Raw genomic sequence first — 16,198 nt, 5'->3', positions numbered from 1 at the left:
TAAATTTGTTGCCATGACGCCACCCATTGTCAAGCGCTACTTCATCGCCTTCGATCAATACAAATTGATCGGATTAGCTGCATGGATTTTGATTGCGGGAGCATCTGCCCTCGTTGCCGCCAAGCAAGAGCCAGAACCCACGCAGTACACAGCTTCAGGCGCGATGTTGTTTATTCAGCCGCCGATAATTTTTTCTAGGACGGGCACAGATATTCAACAGCAGGCACAGATTCTCAATAAAGATGCTTTGCTCACCGAAGACGTACTCAAACTGGTGGCAAAGCGAGTCGGTGTGAAACCCCAAGAACTGGCCAAAAAGATAGCGCTCCAGCTACCCAAGCCGCCTGGTAAGGGAGAAGCCCCGCCCGCACCGCGATTTGGAATTATATACACCGATTCCAGCAAGGAGCGGGCTGAAGCTGTGGTAGAAACTTTGATGAAAGCATTGGTCGAGCAGAGTCGTTCGCTGAACGTAAAGCGCTTGCGCTTACGCATCGACGAAATCAACAAACGCCTGCCCGCTGCGGAAAAAGACCTACGCAACGCTGAAAGGAGACTGGAACAGTATACCAAGCGCGAGGGAGTCTTGTTGTTGGCCGCCCGCGATGGCAGTATACTCTCCGGGATTACCGGCAGCCAAGCACAGCAACGGCAAATTCAATTTCAATTGCAAGGGATTGACGCGCAAATGCGTAGCTTGCAGGATCGGCTGGGATTGACGGCAGATCAAGCTTATACGTCCTCGGCGCTGAGTGCAGACCCAATTATTGCCAGTCTGCGGGCGCAAATCCATCAAGCGGAGACTCAGAAGCAGCTTCTGGGCGAACAAGGCTACCGCGCCGCACACCCGCGAGTTGTTGAGTTAGACACCCAGCTAAAAGCTTACAATCAATTGCTCGCAGAGCGATGGCGCGAGGTAATTGGCAACAAAGGTATAGGGCAACCCCTGGTCAGCAGCAGTAAAATTCGCCAGGATAGCAGTTTAGATCCGTCGCGGCAGCAGTTGGCACAACAGCTGGTGGGGTTACAAACTCAGCAGGATACGCTGAAGCAACAACTGGTGGCTCTCGCTCGCCAAGAACAGCAACTGCGGCGAGAATATTTAACGATTCCCAACAAGCAACTAGAGCAAGCGCGCCTGCAACAGACGGTGAAGCTGAAACAAGACCTTTACAGCAAAATACAGGCAGCTTTGGTGGATGCTCAAGCAGCGGAAGCCGAAACCGCTACTAGCTTGACCATTGCCGTACCGGTATCCACCGACGAGATTAAACCAGCCCCCCAAAATCCTGTGCTGATAATTGCTGCGGGAGCAGGGATCGGGTTTATCGTCGGCAACGGTTTAATCTTCCTATTGGGATCTCTGGGCGGCATCTTGCAAACTATGGAGGAAATCCGGGCAGCACTCGTGCAGCGGGATGTGGAAGTGCTGGGGATCTTGCCTTATATTTTGGTTGTCGATCCCGAAGCAGGCGAAACACCGATTGTGGTGGAGCCGAATTCGCCTTATTTGGAATTGTACGAACGATTCCGCAGCAAACTGCGCCTCGCTGGGGAAACCGCGCCCAAGGTTGTATTGTTTACCAGCACGATCGATAAAGAAGGCAAGAGCGTCAGTGCTTATAACCTGGCGATTGCTTCGGCGCGTGCCGGTAAGCGCACGCTGTTGATCGAAGCAGATTTGCGCTCGCCCTCCCTGTGCAAGGCGCTCAAAGTCGCACCCGATCCCGATGCCAATGTGGAACCCCTACGCTACTACGGCAGCTTGAGCGAGTGCATCCGCTTAGTCCCGCAAGTGGAAAACCTTTACATAGTACCTTCCCCCGGACCCATGCGCCAACCCGCCGCAATTCTCGAATCGAGCGAATTCCAACGCCTGCTGGAAGATGCTAAAGTTCGCTTTGATATGGTCATCCTGGACACCCCGGCGATTAGCCTGTGCAACGATGCCAAGATGCTCGAACCGTTTACGGATGGCATGATCCTCGTCACCCGCCCCGGTTACACCGGCGGCAATATGTTGGGTGAAATCGCCGATGAGCTTAGCGAATCGGAAGATATCACCCTGTTGGGTGCAATTATCAACGGAGCCGATATTTCCATCCCAGCGCCTTCTGCGGCAGAATCCCAGATACTGCTGTCGGAAGAACCAGACACAGTGCCACCAAAGCCAGCCTCTGTGTCAACCAACGGTGCCAGGAAAAAATGAAACAGACGCGCGAAAAGCGATTGGCATCTATATACCACATCAATCGCTTTTTGTCAAAAGAAACCGGGTTTCTAGGAAAAATCGCAGCAAGAAACCCGGTTTCTAGGTCGCTTAAAACTGCTCGGATTCGGTATGAGAAAATAATCCCAAGAGGGGGCCGAGAATGGCGCCGAAGACAAATCCACCTGCGTGGGCCCAATAGGCAATCCCACCGCTTTCCATGCCGATGTTAGAGGGAGCATTGAGGCTGGCAACACCGTATAATGCTTGCTGGATAAACCACCAACCGAGGAAAAAGTACGCGGGGAGATATACCAGGAAATAGCCCAACAGGGTCAGGATTCTGGCATTGGGAAACCTGAGAATGTATGCACCTAAAACGCCAGCGATCGCGCCCGATGCACCCAGGGAAGGAATCGCAGATCCTTGGGAAAAAAACCATTGGGTTAATCCCGCTAATACGCCGCAAGCTAGATAGAAAACTAAATATTTAATGTGTCCCAACTGGTCTTCGACGTTGTTGCCAAAAATCCACAAAAACAACATATTGCCCGCTAAGTGCAAAAAGCCGCCGTGGAGGAATTGGGATGTAACCAGCGTCAGCCATTCCGGCACCGGCGAATTTACGACCGCATTGGCACAGCTGCCCGATAGCTGGCAGGGTACGACAGCTGCCTGTTGGAAAAACCCTAGCAGTTGTTGCGGCGGTAAACTCAATTCATACAAAAAAACCAGGACATTAACCGCAATTAGACCGTAGGTGACATAGGGAGTAATTCTGGTTGGGTTTTCATCTCGAAGGGGAACCACAGGCTTTTTTCCTCAGGATCGTCAAGCTGAAAGATAGCCGATCCCTGTGGCAGGTGTCTTCTAACTAATGTATGACTTATATGATGTCCGCCTAATTACCCTGAATAAAAATCTCAGAGCGTCACCGTGTCACCGTGTCAGGAGCGTCATTCCTAACTATGGGTGTTTAACCGGACATGATATTACGCGCAAGTTCCCGGTTTCTACGAAAAATCGTTGGTTTGGAAGAGATCGACGGTCTCACCTTTGTTTCTGGCCTCTTCTGGCGTAAGTCCTGTAATGTATGACTTACAAGGAAAAAACCTCCGGTTCGTTAACCGGAGGTTTTAAGTATTTTGAGTTACCTACCAGCTGATAGGAGCTTGAGATAGCAAGTAGGTGGCTACATCTTCAATTTTATTTCCAGCCGCTGTCAGCTTTAGATAGCACGTAGGTGGCTACATCTTCGATTTGCTGTGAGCTTAAACGACCGCCAAAGGCTGGCATCGCACTTTTGCCTTTCGTTACCTGGGTCTTAATCGCTTCCAAAGAATACATGTTGTATTTTTCCAGAGCCTCTTTCTTCAGGCTTTTATCTCGCATGATGACGTTGTTGCCACCTGCGTGACAAGCGGTACAGTTAGCAGTGAAGATTTTAGCACCCTTGGCTGCATCGCCTGCCATAGCGGGGCGGGCAAAGGAAACAGTTAACAGCGCGATCGCGACCATTACAAAGGATAAGAGCTTTTTCAAGATTGTTCTCCTCTTCTCAACACTTACATTCAACCAGAAATAGGCTGCACTAGATTATTTTATTCCCCAGCCTCTAACCCAAAACCAGATCAAAGCGAAGGTTTCAAAACTCTTCCGTTCCCCATCCGGGAGCCTTTTGCGCCGCCGTCAGGATGAAAGCAGCGATGTTCTCTACCTGCTGTTGCGACAGCCAAGTTTCGGGTACTTCTCGACACCAGTAGGTTTCGGCGCTGCTGTCGTAGTTCACGGGGTGTCGCATGTAGGCCACCAAATTGGTGATGTTATCGCGGGGCGGGGTAGCACCTTTGAGCGCCTTTAGGGATAGGGATATGGGCGGATTGGGTAACGTGGAGCCCCCTACGTGGCAGGTGAGGCAGTTTGTCTTGAACAATTGTTTACCAGAGGACAAGTCTTGGGGCGAAAACTCCCGCGTTTGTCCCCCAGAGTCGTATTCGAGAGCAATTGGTTGCGTGACTCGCAAATACTGGATCACGTAGGGGTCGATCTTTTCAGCTAGTGCGGGGGAACCGAACAGCATTGAACCCAGAAAAATTGCCAAAATCGCCCATAGGCGGGGAACTGAAAACCATCGATGCAGCATGGGATGCTTAACCTTGTGAGATTGGTTGACATCTTCCCCATGCCTGAAGGCGAGGGGATTCCCAGAATCACTTCTTGGGGTTCCTCTTTCTTTGAGTCGGCTTACTTAAACGAGTTTCCTCATCTAAGCAGAGGTCGTTCTCTGGAGGAGGCGTTAGTTCCTGTGTGCCCCACAGTACGTAGTTCCAATTCAAGTATCAGGACATTAGCACGCGGGGCCAAAAACAAAGGTGATGCGTCAATAGAGCGCCTCTACACCCACGATTTTTCGTATCACCAAAGTTTTTTTGCGTAAGTCCTGGTACGTTTCGTGCAGCGTTCCAATCTCGGTCTTGAGTTTGTCCGCAGTCAGGACTCTGCATGGGTTCTGGCGCTAAGAGTTTTCTTAACAACCTTGCCACAGTTAGAGCGCGAAGATCTTGGTAAAAGCGTCGTGGGGTGTGGGGCAGCACTCTCACCCCTACACTTTTAAAAACGCTTTAGAAATAGATTTTACCGCCTCCCCATTTGATGCCCTGCACTTTAGGCTGGATCAGAATATAACCGGCGATCGCTGCCAAGTCATCTTCGCTGAGATTTCTCATCTCGGTGAAAATATCTGCACTCTTGAGACTGGGGTGGAATTCGGCAATTGACACTTCCCCATCGTAGCTGGTGGGATCTTTCAGGTAATCCACCAACGCCTCAACATTATCGCGGGGTGGGGTTGCTCCAGCAAGGGCTTCAGGCTCGAGACCAACGTTGGGGTCTGTCTTCGTAATCCCCCCTGGGTGACATTGAGAACAGGTATTGACAAACAGACGTTTGCCTTGCTGCACTTGTTTGATGCTTAGAACCATAGTGTCACCCGCCTCATTCTTTTTCACGGTGCGGGTGTCTTTGTCGAGTTCGACAGCAAAAGCACTACCGACCAGCATCTGAAAGGTAAAAACTACGGTAGCTAAAGCAAGCAAAATGGATCTTTTAAGCATGGTTCTCCCAAAAAAATGAGGCATGAGTGAGGTTTTCTCCCGTTATCGCCTTTGGTTTAACGGGATTTCCCAACCTTGCGGGGGTTTCCTGGTACGGGCGCGGCTACAAGCTGTTCGTGCAGAACGCGCTCACCGTCTACAGGCATAGCGGGTGTTGTTTTTTGGCTCGCGCTTCCCCAGCACTGCCGGAGCAGCGGAAATTCCAGGATTGCTGGGTGCTATTTTTGACATATTTACCATCAGGGTTGGCGAGCTGCTAGGTTCCTCTAGGTAAATCTTCCTAGAGGTCGGTGCCACCGGGATTTTTTTGAGCCATAATTGCGGAAATAATCGCCTTCGCATCCTCCAAAGCCAAACGGGTGTTTTGGTTTTTGTAGGCGATTCCCATGCGATCGCAAAGACTCATCACTTCTGCGACCGAAGTGTCGTGGTCTGATGCGATTTCTGCAATCGACAGATCTGCGAAACCCATACTGGTTGAGAGCCAAAATATCGAGCCAGTTTCAGCGTCAAGCATACTGAGTCAAGCCGCCACCAGTTCAGCAGTCCTGAGTTTTGTTCGCGAACAAAAACCAGGCTTTAAATGCACAATTGATGCAAAAAAGCAACGATTTTCATTCAACGCTCAGCGCCGAGGAGGCTGCCGCACTCAGCACAGACACGATCACTATGATGCCACTGAGCGGTTCCTTTCCCAAGCCGATTTCAGATTTAACCGAGAGGGAAGCGGGAAGCTGTAAAAATGGGGATCAAACTTAGCCCCAGAGGTAATACGTCTGTGGCAAAAATATGTGGGGCGGGCAATTCTGCCCACCCCACAAAGGCCAAACAATTCAATTTCAACCACTCAAGCTGTGAGATTTTCTGGGGAAAATAGGGAATGCGAGTGGATGCCTGGGGCATAGCGCTGCCATTTAACCCTACACCACCCCGATCGGAGACGGGGCTGAGATTTTGGTAGACTCGGCTAAATGGTGTGGTGTCGGCAGGGGCTGATGCAGGCTAATTAGCTGTGCCAGGGTGGCTTTGAGTTGGGTACGGGGTACGATCGCATCTACAAAGCCGTGCTGCAAGAGATACTCTGAGGTTTGAAACCCTTCCGGTAACTTTTCTCGCAGCGTTTGTTCGATTACCCGCCGCCCTGCAAACCCGATCGTTGCTTTCGGTTCTGCCAGGATAATATCTCCTAACATGGCGAAAGAAGCGGTGACGCCGCCGGTTGTAGGATGAGTCAAAACGGGGATGTATAACAGCCTTGCTTCCCGGTGACGCTCCAAGGCAGCTGAAATTTTTGCCATTTGCATCAACGAGAGCATTCCTTCCTGCATTCTCGCACCGCCGGAGGCGCAGACGATGACTACGGCTAGACGTTCGCGGGTTCCTCGTTCTATCAGGCGGGTGAGTTTCTCTCCCACTACCGATCCCATGCTACCGCCCATAAACCGGAAGTCCATGACGCCGAGGGCGATGGGTAAGCCTTCGATTTGACCGACTCCGGTTTGTACGGCGTCGGCGAGGGCGATTTTGTCTTGAGTTTCCCGCAAGCGATCGCGGTATGATTTGCGATCGCGAAACTGTAACGGATCGGTTGGACGCAGGTTAGCGTCCATCGGCATCCAGGTATTAGCATCGATCAGCTGGTGGATGCGTTCGTCGCTATACACCCGCATGTGATGACCGCACTCGCGGCAGACCATCTGATTAGCTTTCAGGTCTTTAGTGTAGGCCATCACCCCGCAAGCTTCGCATTTCGTCCACAATCCATCGGCAATCTCCCGCTCTTGCCGATCTAAACTAATGGGACTGGATTTCCGTCGATTTGCAAACCAATCAAACAGAGACATTAAGTTTTTATAAGTCGAAAGTATTTGACTGAGTAATTTTCAATCCTAAGCGATTCCCCTGACATATATTGGATTGGTGCCCAGAGCTGGGTTTTATGGCTGCTCCTCCTCCACAGGACTCAATAGCAGCAGGGCTGTCCACCGATCTTCTGGACGCACCTGCAATGCTGCGAAAGCACCTGAGCCCAGGTAAGAAGCCATACCCAGGTCAAGAATTCGACTGGGAATCTCGTGGGCAGCCAGGATTTGCTGCATTAATTCGGCTTCCCAGCGCTTACTTGTCGTCAACAGCGTAATCCAAGACACAGGTAGATTTTATCAGACCTTGAGCTGCGACGGATTCTTTTGAGGACTTACGCAAAGAGACCGGGTTTCTAGGAACGCCCTTGCGTAAGTCCTGCTTTTTTCTTTCCTAACGTTGCTCTCAACCAACCTGTTGCAACAAAGCCTGCTGCTGAATTGACTGGCGCACTGGAATTTCAATAATGAACTCTGTTCCCTCACCAGGGGCTGAAATACACCTTAATTGACCCCCGTGTTTTTCTATCACAATCTGATGGCTAATTGACAACCCTAACCCAGTGCCTTTGCCTACAGGTTTTGTGGTAAAAAATGTGTTGAAAAGTTTGGAGCGGACTTCCTCGCTCATGCCAGATCCGTTGTCGGCAATTCGGATCGCCACCCAGTCGCGGTTTATTACTTCAGTGGTTATGCGAATGGTAGGAACTGGGCATAGGGCAAGCGCAAGCGGGCATTGGGTCTTCAGCCAACTCGAATCTTCTATGCTTGTAAGGGGCTTTTTTGCATCTGTCTCATTGGGGATTTCTAGGGCATCGATCCCATTGCTAATCAGATTCATAAACACCTGGTTCAACTGCCCTGCATAACACTCTACCAGGGGCAACTTGCCATACTCTTTAATAACTTGAATACCTGGCCAATCTGACTTGGCTTTTAGCCGGTTATGCAAGATTAGGAGCGTGCTATCAATGCCTTCATGAATGTCTACCGGCTTCATTTCTGATTCATCCACGCGCGAGAAGTTACGCAAGCTACGCACAATGTCCCTGATTCGATCGGATCCTAACTTCATTGACCCCAGCAATCTAGGCAAATCTTCAATTAAAAATTCTAGATCCATCTCCTCTATTTCAGCTTTAATTTCCGGACTCGGATTCGGATAGTGCTGGTTATAGAGGTTCAGCAGGTTAAGCAAGTTTTGGGTATAGTCATTCGCGTGGCTAAGATTGCCATAGATAAAGTTAACCGGGTTATTAATTTCATGAGCTACACCAGCAACCAATTGACCCAGGCTGGACATTTTTTCGGTTTGAACCAACTTGGCTTGGGTTTTCTGGAGTTCTTGCAAAGCTTTTTGTAATTCCTCTGCTTGCTCTTTCGCGTACTTTTCCGACCGCTCCAACGATTCCTGTTTTTCTTGCCTATCCCGCAGGTTTTCTTTGAGTTCTCTTACATGTTCTAAGGTTCTTTTGAGCGTAATTTCTAAGTCCTGAAAGTCTAACGGCTTCGTCAGAAAATCAAATGCTCCCCGGTTCATTGCCGTTCTTATTTTTTCCATGTCGCCATAGGCAGACATAATTACTGTTTTAATCGTCTGGTCGATTTCGTTTATTTTATTCAACAGAGATAAACCATCTAAACCAGGCATATTAATATCGGTTAGCACCATATCTATTGGTGATTCTTGCAGTTTTTTTAATGCTTCCAATCCATTGCTGGCATACACAAATTCAAAATCTTGGCCCCGAATATTTTTTCGGAACTTTTGGCGAATCAACCTTTCTAAATCTCTCTCATCATCCACCACAAGTATTTTAGCTGTCATTTTATAACTCCCAAACAATGATGCTGAAACTCGAAATAAAATTCACTTATTTTTATTTAAACATTCAACTTCGGCAAAACAATAATAAACTCCGTACAAAGTCCGGGTTCGCTTTCCACTTTAATTTCCCCGCTGTGTTGCCCGACGATGATATCGTGACTGATAGATAAGCCTAAACCAGTTCCTTCCCCAGTTGGCTTGGTTGTAAAAAAGGGATGGAAGATTTTGTCCCCGATATCTGGCGGTATGCCAAAACCGTTATCTTTGAGCCGTATTTCTACAAAATCACCCATATTTTTAGTTTTCACTGCAATTCGCGGTTCAAAATCTTGGGCTAGTTTAAGTTTCTTTTCTTTCAATGCATAGCAAGCATTGTTAATGATATTGATAAAAACGCGGCTAATATCTGGCGGCACGATTTCCACCAAACTAATCGAATCATCATAATCCGTCTCTAGGGTAATATTAAAGTTAATGTCCTTGCCGCGCATTGCGTGATAAGATAGCTGAACCGCCTCAGACAATAAAGCGTTGATGTCGGATAATTCTCGTTTACCGCTACTCTCCCGCGAGTGTGATAGCATTCCGCGGACAATACTATCAGCTCTTTTCCCGTGCTTGTTGATTGTTTGGATATTTTGCTCCAAGTCGTTTAAAATACTGTCGATATATTCAACAGTTTCAGTTGACAAAACTCGCTCTTTTCCGTTGTTAATTTCTGCCGCTAGTTCCTGAATAAGTTCAGAGGAAACCTCGGCAAAATTGTTGACAAAGTTTAGAGGATTTTTAATTTCGTGGGCAATTCCTGCCGTTAATGCTCCCAGAGAAGCTAGTTTTTCTTGGGCGATAATCTGATTTTGCATGGTTTTGACCTGTTGCAGAGTGTTTGAAAGTTGTTCGTTTTTTTCTTGTAGTTCCCTAGTTCTATCTAACACTTTCTCCTCCAAGGTGTGATATAGCAAAGAATTTTCTATTGAGATAGCAACTTGGGAGGTCAATAATTTTAATAACTCTAACCGCTCTTGATTAAATACTCCTGTTGCCAGATTGTTTTCCAGGTAAAGAATAGCAATCAATTTCCCTTGATACAGAATTGGCGCGCATAATAGAGACAGAGTTTGGTAGTTGAGGATGTAGCGATCGCTGGTAAATATGCCCTCTTTGGTTGCCTGATTTAAAACGACATCTTCTTTAGTTCTGGCAACATAATTGATAACCGAAATGGGTAGATCGTCGCTGGTTTCAACGGGAATAGATTGCAATACAACTACTTCATCTTTTCCGGCTTCTGCTGCTGCTTCGATATGCAGTTGCTCGGATTTGGCTAGAATCAAAAATCCTTTCTGAGCAGCGGCGTTCTCTATCAATATTTTTATCAATTTTTCCAGCAATTTTTCTAGAACAATTTCGCTAGAAATAGCCTGTGTTGCTTTCATCACCGTGGCTAAGTCTAACAATCCGGTACTGGTTCGATTGGTGGTTGTAGTTGTCTTTCTAGCCTTTTCAAACCCGGCAGTTTCTTTGACTAAATTTCGCGAAATTAGCTGGGGATATTTTTCATCTAAGTTTCTGACTTTTGCCTGACTCCCCCAGCGAATATATCCATAGTAGGCATCGGTCATATAGGTTTTGGCAATCTTTTTTCTGCCGCGAGATAGGTAAAACAACGCGGCTAGTTCGTTGGCGAGTGCTTCTTCTTGGATATACCCCTGTTCGTTGGCTCCCTGAATTGCTCTGTCATAATACTCCATTGCTTTCATATTTTGTCCTAATACTCGCGCTTTTTCTGCCTCGACTAACTCGTATTTGTGCTGGTAATTATCTGGAGAATGTCTCGCCCAAAACCTCATTTTTTTCTGATTAGCTTGCACTTGTCTCAGGACAAGGTTTTGCTCGAGTTCTGAAACGGAAGTATAGATTGCCAGTCGCACCAAAGAATCGTAGAAATAGAAGTGAGGCACAATTGGCTGCCCTGGTACGCTGGTTACATACTGTGCTGCTAGAGTCGCGTTTTGCAGGGCTTGAGGATAGTTGCCAAACAGATAGCAAAGGATCAGTTTGTGCAAGTGCAAGTAGTAAAGTGCCTGCATATTATTGGCTGCTAGATTTTCGGGTAGCGATCGCTCCTCGTTATACGCTTCGCCGATTAAACGGCAGGGATCGACACAACGCCCCATCAAGTTCAGAACTACCTGCCGTAATATCTCGTTATCGTTTAACGGCAGTTGTTGCTTGAGTTGGCGAATAGCATGGTTATATGACTCTATCTTGCGATCTAAACCTGTGAGTTCCTCACCTATCAAGTAGGAAGCTTGACATTCAAAATAACTATTCCAAGCTATTAGTTCTAAATCTCCACTTTCTAGTGCGTTTTGATATCCTGCCTGGAAAAGTGCTAAGCTCTCTTTGAGATGAAACTTCCAATGCAAAATAAAATTTGCAACAACCAGTAATACCCTAGCCCTGACTGACTTACTACTGAACTGCAACAACAAATTTAGCGCTAGTTGTCCGAATTGATAGCCTAATTCAATGTTATTCGCGATACCGCAAAGCAGCAGCCCATAACTAGAATAAGCAAAAGCAGAAGCGGGGGCATTACCTTGGGTGATGGACAAATTCACCTGCGACAACACAATCAGCAGATATAGTTTCGGGGCAGCATGGTAAGCCGCAGGAATTATGCTACTCAATATCTGCATAGCTGCCAGGGAGTACGCATCGGTCATTTGCGGCAAGTTCATTAAGTCTTCAATCCCTTTTTCAGGTATTAGGGAAGCCGTTTCTGCCAATGCCCGATTAATGTCTTCTTCTGTAGGTTCTTCTGGAAAGTTAACTCCCAGAAATTTCAGCGTTTGTAGCGCTATTACTATGGCTTCCAGCAGTTTTCTATCGGCTACGCCAGCCATAATTTTGCATTCATAAACTTTGATTTTGTCCAGCAATGTCTTGGCTTGTTGCAGTACAATTTCAGCTAGTTGTTGCATCCGATCAAACTCACCGCTGAGGTAGGCTGACTCTGTTGCTTCGACATACAATGCCCATGTCAAATCGTAGTTAGTATCCCACGCTGCACTTAAAAGTTCTAAACCTGCATTCAAATATTTAAAAGCTAGTTCATAAGCAATCGCTGCTTTTGCCTTGCGTCCGGCGATTAAATTTAGTCGCGCTAATTCATCTTTTTCCGATTGTTGAGTCAGAATGTCAATTCCCAAATTCAACTGATTGACAATATCAAAAATATTGGCTTCTATTTCCTCTGCTGGTGTGTTTTTCAGCAGCAATCGACCAATTTTTAGATGGGTAGCTTGTTTCTGAGACTCTGGTATCAAAAAATACGCTGCTTGCTGCACGCGATCGTGTAAAAACTTATACGCAACTCTATAAATTTGGGATTTCTCTACATCAAACACTAAAGGAATTTTGTAAGATTCGCTCAAGGGAAGAATTAACCCCGTTCGTAAAGCTGAGTAGAGTTCAATCGCTGTCTCTCTGGGGGATTTTTCATTGACAATTGAAAGCACATCTAGAGTAAATATGTTCCCCACACAAGCTGCTAGTTTGAGTACTTTCTGTGTAGCTAGCGGGAGTTTTGCAATTCGAGAAGCTACCAGTTCTACTGCACTTTTATCTGCGATACCAATTGCCTGAATTTCTTCTATATTCCACTGCCACTCCCCCTTTGTTCTCCCTGTTGGTAAGGAGGTAAAGTTAAATTTTAATAAATTTTCGCTCTTGAGTTCCTGGAGCAATTGCGTTAAGAAAAATGGGTTGCCGCCTGTTTGATTAAAGATTAACTTTGCCAGGGAATTGACTTGGTCTGTTGTTTGTTTCAAAGTATCTGCAATTAACTGCTTCACGTCGGATAAATTTAACGATTGCAGCACTATATGATTCACAACAATCCCATTTTTCTGAATTTCTTCTATTGTCTCAATTAAAGGATGGCCCGAACTTACTTCATTATCCCGATAGGCGCCGATTAATAACAGATATTGACTTTCGGGGTCAGTCATCAGCAATTGCATTAACTTTAAGGTAGCTGAATCTGCCCACTGTAAGTCATCTAGGAATATCACCAGTGGGTGTTGTTTTTGGGTGAAAACATGAATGAATTGTTTAAACACCAGATTAAATCGATTCTGAGTTTCTGTAGGTGGGAGTTGGGGAATTTCTGGCTGTTTACCGATGATTAGTTCCACTTGGGGAATTACATCGATAATGACTTGTCCGTTTTGTCCTAAAGCTTCTAAAAGTTTGTTTTTCCAAATTTGCAATTTATCTGCAGGTTCGGTTAACAATTGCCCGATTAATGACTGGAAGGCTTGAGTTATAGAAGCATAGGGAATATTCCGCTTAAACTGGTCAAATTTTCCAGCAATAAAATACCCGCGCTGACGTACTATCGGTTTATGAATTTCTTTAATAATAGAAGTTTTCCCGATACCGGAGTATCCGGAAACAAGCAATAGTTCAGTTTGGGATTGCTTAGTTCCACCACCTGCTACGCGGTCAAAAGCTGCCATTAATGTGGCGACTTCTTGTTGCCTGCCATAAAGTTTTTGCGGTACATTCAATTGACTGGCATAGTCTAATTGACCAATGGGAAAATTCTCAATTTTTCCGGTGGTTTGGAGTTGAGTTAGGCAAGTTTCTAAATCGGCTTTTAATCCCCAGGCGCTTTCATATCTTTCTTCTGCGGTTTTCGCTAATAGTTTCATGACTATTTTAGATATTGCCAGGGGAATTTCTGGAACAATCTCATGAGGTGCGGCTGGTGTTTTGGCAATATGGCAGTGAATTAATTCTAAGGGATCTGTAGATTTAAAGGGTAATTCTCCTGCGATCATTTCATAAAAGGTGACGCCCAGGGAATAAAAGTCGGTGCGATAATCTAGGCTGCGATTCATTCTCCCTGTTTGCTCTGGCGACATATAGGCAAGCGTGCCTTCTATTAAGTTGGGATTGCTAATTTTCGGGATTTCTTTAACCAGGCGCGATGCGATGCTGAAGTCGGTAATTTTTACTTCTAGAGTTTTTGGATTGATAATGATGTTGCAGGGTTTAATATCTTTATGGATTATGTTGTTCTTATGCAGTTCTCCTAGACTTGATGCTAGCTGAATGGCTATGTTGAGAAAATCTCCTATCCCTGGACGATCCCAGATAAATTGTTGCAGCGAGCGCCCGCCAACATCTTCTAAAATTAAAGCTATACCGTTTTGATAATTTTCTAAACTATAAGGTTTAATTATCCCGGCTAAATCCAGGTCTTTAGTTATTTCGTATTCGTGCTTTAAGCGGGTAATGTCTTCCAGGGTGGGATATTCGTGTTTGAGGATTTTCACGATCGCTGGAAATTCATCTTCTTCCCTCTGCCCTCGATAAATAACCGTTGTGGCACCTTCTTGTATCAATTTTAAATTTTTGTAGCCAGGAAGAGTCACCATGATAGTTATTTTTTTTATTTTTATATATACAAATTATTCTCTAAATCTATAGTTGTGGACTGTGATTCTAATATCAGCTATTTTGCGATCGCAGTCACCACAAAAAATTGATGTAATTATTAATTTGTTACTCTGGTAAAATTTACGGGTCTTTGTTTTTGCTCTCGCTACAGCAAGCCTTCAGTAATTTCCGCATTTTAAAGGAGAAAAAAGGTGGTAAAATAATTGTCATCTATCCTAAGAGAGATTTTTTAGGAGGCCAGAAAAACCTGAGACGATCTAGGCGATCGCATAAGAAACAGGACTGACGCAAGACGAGAAAAGAAACCCGGTTTCGATGTGGATCTCTGGTTGCCAAACCAAGGATGTTTCGGAGAAACCGGGAACTTGCGCGTAAGTCCTCAGAAAATTGCCCAGCAGGAATCAAGCACTTAAGGCTCGATGTACCCAACCTACGATGGTTTGTTTGGGGATCAAGCGCTACTAGGAAGGGATTACGCGAGGGGGAAGAATAATTTGAGGTAGGTGGATAGAATTGCCTCGCCTAAGAAGACGGTTACACCTGCACCAAGTGCCAGAAATGGACCAAAGGGCATGGGTTGACGGCGACTGAGCAAACCGAGAGCGATCGCAACAGAACCCACCAACGCTCCCACCGCACAAGCAAGAAACCCCGCCAGCAACAAATACTTCCAACCCAACCAAGCGCCCATCATCGCGGCTAATTTGGCATCGCCGCCACCCATCGCGGTTTGCCCATAAACCATCGAACCTGCCAAAATAATCGCATCAAACAGCCAAATTCCCAGCACCGCACCCACAACCCCTGCCATGAGTTGATTCGCTACACCGGCGGTACTGTTATTTGCTAGAAAACCGACAACGCCTTGAAACACCAAACCCAAAACCAATCCCGACTCGGTAAGCGAATTTGGCAGCGTCATGGTATCGAGGTCAATCAGAGATAATGCCAGCAACCAACTCAAAAATGCCCAATAACCTAAAGTTTGCGGGGTATAACCAAATTGCCAGAAAACGAGCAAAAATAGGATGCTGGTGGCTGCTTCCACAATGGGATAGCGCACCGAGATGGAAGACTTGCAATAGCGACAGCGTCCTTTTAAGTGCAGCCAACCGAAAATCGGCACGTTGTCATAAGCTTTTAATTGGTTAAGGCATTGGGGACAGCGCGACGGGGGAAATAGGAGCGATAACCCTGCTGGCACGCGGTAGGCGACAACGTTGAGGAAGCTGCCAACCGATGCTCCCAGTATAAAAACAAACAGGATTGCTGGTAGCGCTGTGAGGATATCCATAGTTAAAGATTGCAGATTGAAGAATTGCAGATTGCAGATTTGATTCAATACACAAGATGGCAAAAGCTTTAGGGGCACGGCAACCTAGATATCTCGGATATTTTAATCACATTAATCTTGTTCCCTACAACCAACGATATTTTTGCTGTTGGGGCACGGCCACCTATATCTGGGATATTTTAACAACGTTAATTATGTTCCCTACAACCAACGATATTTTTGCTGTTGGGGCACGGCCACCTATATCTGGGATATTTTAACAACGTTAATTATGTTCCCTACAACCAACGGGTTTTTTGCTGTTGGGGCACGGCCACCTATATCTGGGATATTTTAACAACGTTAATTATGTTCCCTACAACCAACGATATTTTTGCTGTTGGGGCACGGCCACCTATATCTGGGATATTTTAACAACGT

The 16,198-nt window shown here is 46.2% G+C and carries 12 protein-coding genes and 1 pseudogene; 2 read left to right on the top strand and 11 right to left on the bottom strand.

Annotation, left to right across the window (positions count from 1 at the left end):
- The first annotated feature begins 13 nt into the window (after nt 1-13).
- Nucleotides 14-2,209, top strand: a complete 2,196-nt coding sequence (locus MiSe_RS27570) for a GumC family protein (protein ID WP_226586520.1) — start codon at nt 14-16, stop codon at nt 2,207-2,209.
- Nucleotides 2,210-2,320: 111 nt separating this feature from the next.
- Here MiSe_RS27570 and MiSe_RS27565 read toward each other — a convergent pair whose 3' ends face one another.
- The 6 genes and pseudogenes from MiSe_RS27565 to MiSe_RS27545 all read right to left on the bottom strand — a co-directional run bounded on the left by MiSe_RS27565 (nt 2,321) and on the right by MiSe_RS27545 (nt 5,794).
- A complete protein-coding gene (locus MiSe_RS27565; protein WP_226586518.1) occupies nt 2,321-3,019 on the bottom strand; it encodes a rhomboid family intramembrane serine protease in 699 nt (232 codons plus the stop codon).
- A 396-nt stretch (nt 3,020-3,415) separates the two neighbouring features.
- The gene (gene petJ, locus MiSe_RS27560) at nt 3,416-3,751 is read right to left on the bottom strand and encodes a cytochrome c6 PetJ (protein ID WP_226586517.1); all 336 of its coding nucleotides are present in this window, start codon (nt 3,749-3,751) and stop codon (nt 3,416-3,418) included.
- A 103-nt stretch (nt 3,752-3,854) separates the two neighbouring features.
- The gene (gene psbV2 / locus MiSe_RS27555; protein WP_226586516.1) at nt 3,855-4,352 is read right to left on the bottom strand and encodes a photosystem II cytochrome PsbV2; all 498 of its coding nucleotides are present in this window, start codon (nt 4,350-4,352) and stop codon (nt 3,855-3,857) included.
- Between the two features lie 304 nt (nt 4,353-4,656).
- Nucleotides 4,657-4,762: pseudogene (locus MiSe_RS54015) on the bottom strand (zinc ribbon domain-containing protein); the annotation flags it as partial.
- A 68-nt stretch (nt 4,763-4,830) separates the two neighbouring features.
- Nucleotides 4,831-5,322: a photosystem II cytochrome c-550 gene (gene psbV / locus MiSe_RS27550; protein ID WP_226586510.1), complete on the bottom strand. Its 492-nt coding sequence runs from the start codon at nt 5,320-5,322 to the stop codon at nt 4,831-4,833.
- A 280-nt stretch (nt 5,323-5,602) separates the two neighbouring features.
- Nucleotides 5,603-5,794, bottom strand: a complete 192-nt coding sequence (locus MiSe_RS27545) for a translation initiation factor IF-2 (RefSeq protein WP_226586566.1) — start codon at nt 5,792-5,794, stop codon at nt 5,603-5,605.
- A gap of 83 nt (nt 5,795-5,877) precedes the next feature.
- Between MiSe_RS27545 and MiSe_RS27540 the strand changes: the two genes are divergently transcribed.
- Nucleotides 5,878-6,081 (top strand): hypothetical protein, encoded by a 204-nt coding sequence (locus MiSe_RS27540; RefSeq protein WP_226586508.1) that lies wholly within the window; start codon nt 5,878-5,880, stop codon nt 6,079-6,081.
- A gap of 161 nt (nt 6,082-6,242) precedes the next feature.
- Here the strand turns inward: MiSe_RS27540 and accD are convergent, their stop codons facing one another.
- The 5 genes from accD to MiSe_RS27515 all read right to left on the bottom strand — a co-directional run bounded on the left by accD (nt 6,243) and on the right by MiSe_RS27515 (nt 15,778).
- The gene (gene accD / locus MiSe_RS27535; protein ID WP_226586502.1) at nt 6,243-7,166 is read right to left on the bottom strand and encodes an acetyl-CoA carboxylase, carboxyltransferase subunit beta; all 924 of its coding nucleotides are present in this window, start codon (nt 7,164-7,166) and stop codon (nt 6,243-6,245) included.
- 93 nt (nt 7,167-7,259) lie between these two features.
- Entirely contained in the window at nt 7,260-7,472 is a 213-nt protein-coding gene (locus MiSe_RS27530) for a putative signal transducing protein (protein WP_226586500.1), read from the bottom strand.
- 118 nt (nt 7,473-7,590) lie between these two features.
- The gene (locus tag MiSe_RS27525; protein ID WP_226586498.1) at nt 7,591-9,012 is read right to left on the bottom strand and encodes a hybrid sensor histidine kinase/response regulator; all 1,422 of its coding nucleotides are present in this window, start codon (nt 9,010-9,012) and stop codon (nt 7,591-7,593) included.
- A 56-nt stretch (nt 9,013-9,068) separates the two neighbouring features.
- Entirely contained in the window at nt 9,069-14,462 is a 5,394-nt protein-coding gene (locus tag MiSe_RS27520; protein WP_226586496.1) for a trifunctional serine/threonine-protein kinase/ATP-binding protein/sensor histidine kinase, read from the bottom strand.
- 494 nt (nt 14,463-14,956) lie between these two features.
- On the bottom strand, nt 14,957-15,778 hold the full coding sequence (locus MiSe_RS27515) for a prepilin peptidase (RefSeq protein WP_226586564.1): 822 nt from the start codon (nt 15,776-15,778) through the stop codon (nt 14,957-14,959).
- Nucleotides 15,779-16,198: the final 420 nt, after the last annotated feature.

Source organism: Microseira wollei NIES-4236, assembly GCF_020521235.1.
GTDB lineage: Bacteria > Cyanobacteriota > Cyanobacteriia > Cyanobacteriales > Aerosakkonemataceae > Microseira > Microseira wollei.
The sequence above is the reverse complement of the archived record's forward strand: the minus strand, read 5'-3'. Positions and strand labels throughout refer to the sequence as shown.

Bases quoted from the DNA above. Each gene is read 5' to 3' on its own strand.
- MiSe_RS27520 (WP_226586496.1), bottom strand. From the start codon at position 14,462: ATGGTGACTCTTCCTGGCTACAAAAATTTAAAATTGATACAAGAAGGT.
- psbV (WP_226586510.1), bottom strand. From the start codon at position 5,322: ATGCTTAAAAGATCCATTTTGCTTGCTTTAGCTACCGTAGTTTTTACC.
- MiSe_RS27570 (WP_226586520.1), top strand. From the start codon at position 14: ATGACGCCACCCATTGTCAAGCGCTACTTCATCGCCTTCGATCAATAC.
- psbV2 (WP_226586516.1), bottom strand. From the start codon at position 4,352: ATGCTGCATCGATGGTTTTCAGTTCCCCGCCTATGGGCGATTTTGGCA.
- MiSe_RS27545 (WP_226586566.1), bottom strand. From the start codon at position 5,794: ATGGGTTTCGCAGATCTGTCGATTGCAGAAATCGCATCAGACCACGAC.
- MiSe_RS27525 (WP_226586498.1), bottom strand. From the start codon at position 9,012: ATGACAGCTAAAATACTTGTGGTGGATGATGAGAGAGATTTAGAAAGG.
- MiSe_RS27515 (WP_226586564.1), bottom strand. From the start codon at position 15,778: ATGGATATCCTCACAGCGCTACCAGCAATCCTGTTTGTTTTTATACTG.
- accD (WP_226586502.1), bottom strand. From the start codon at position 7,166: ATGTCTCTGTTTGATTGGTTTGCAAATCGACGGAAATCCAGTCCCATT.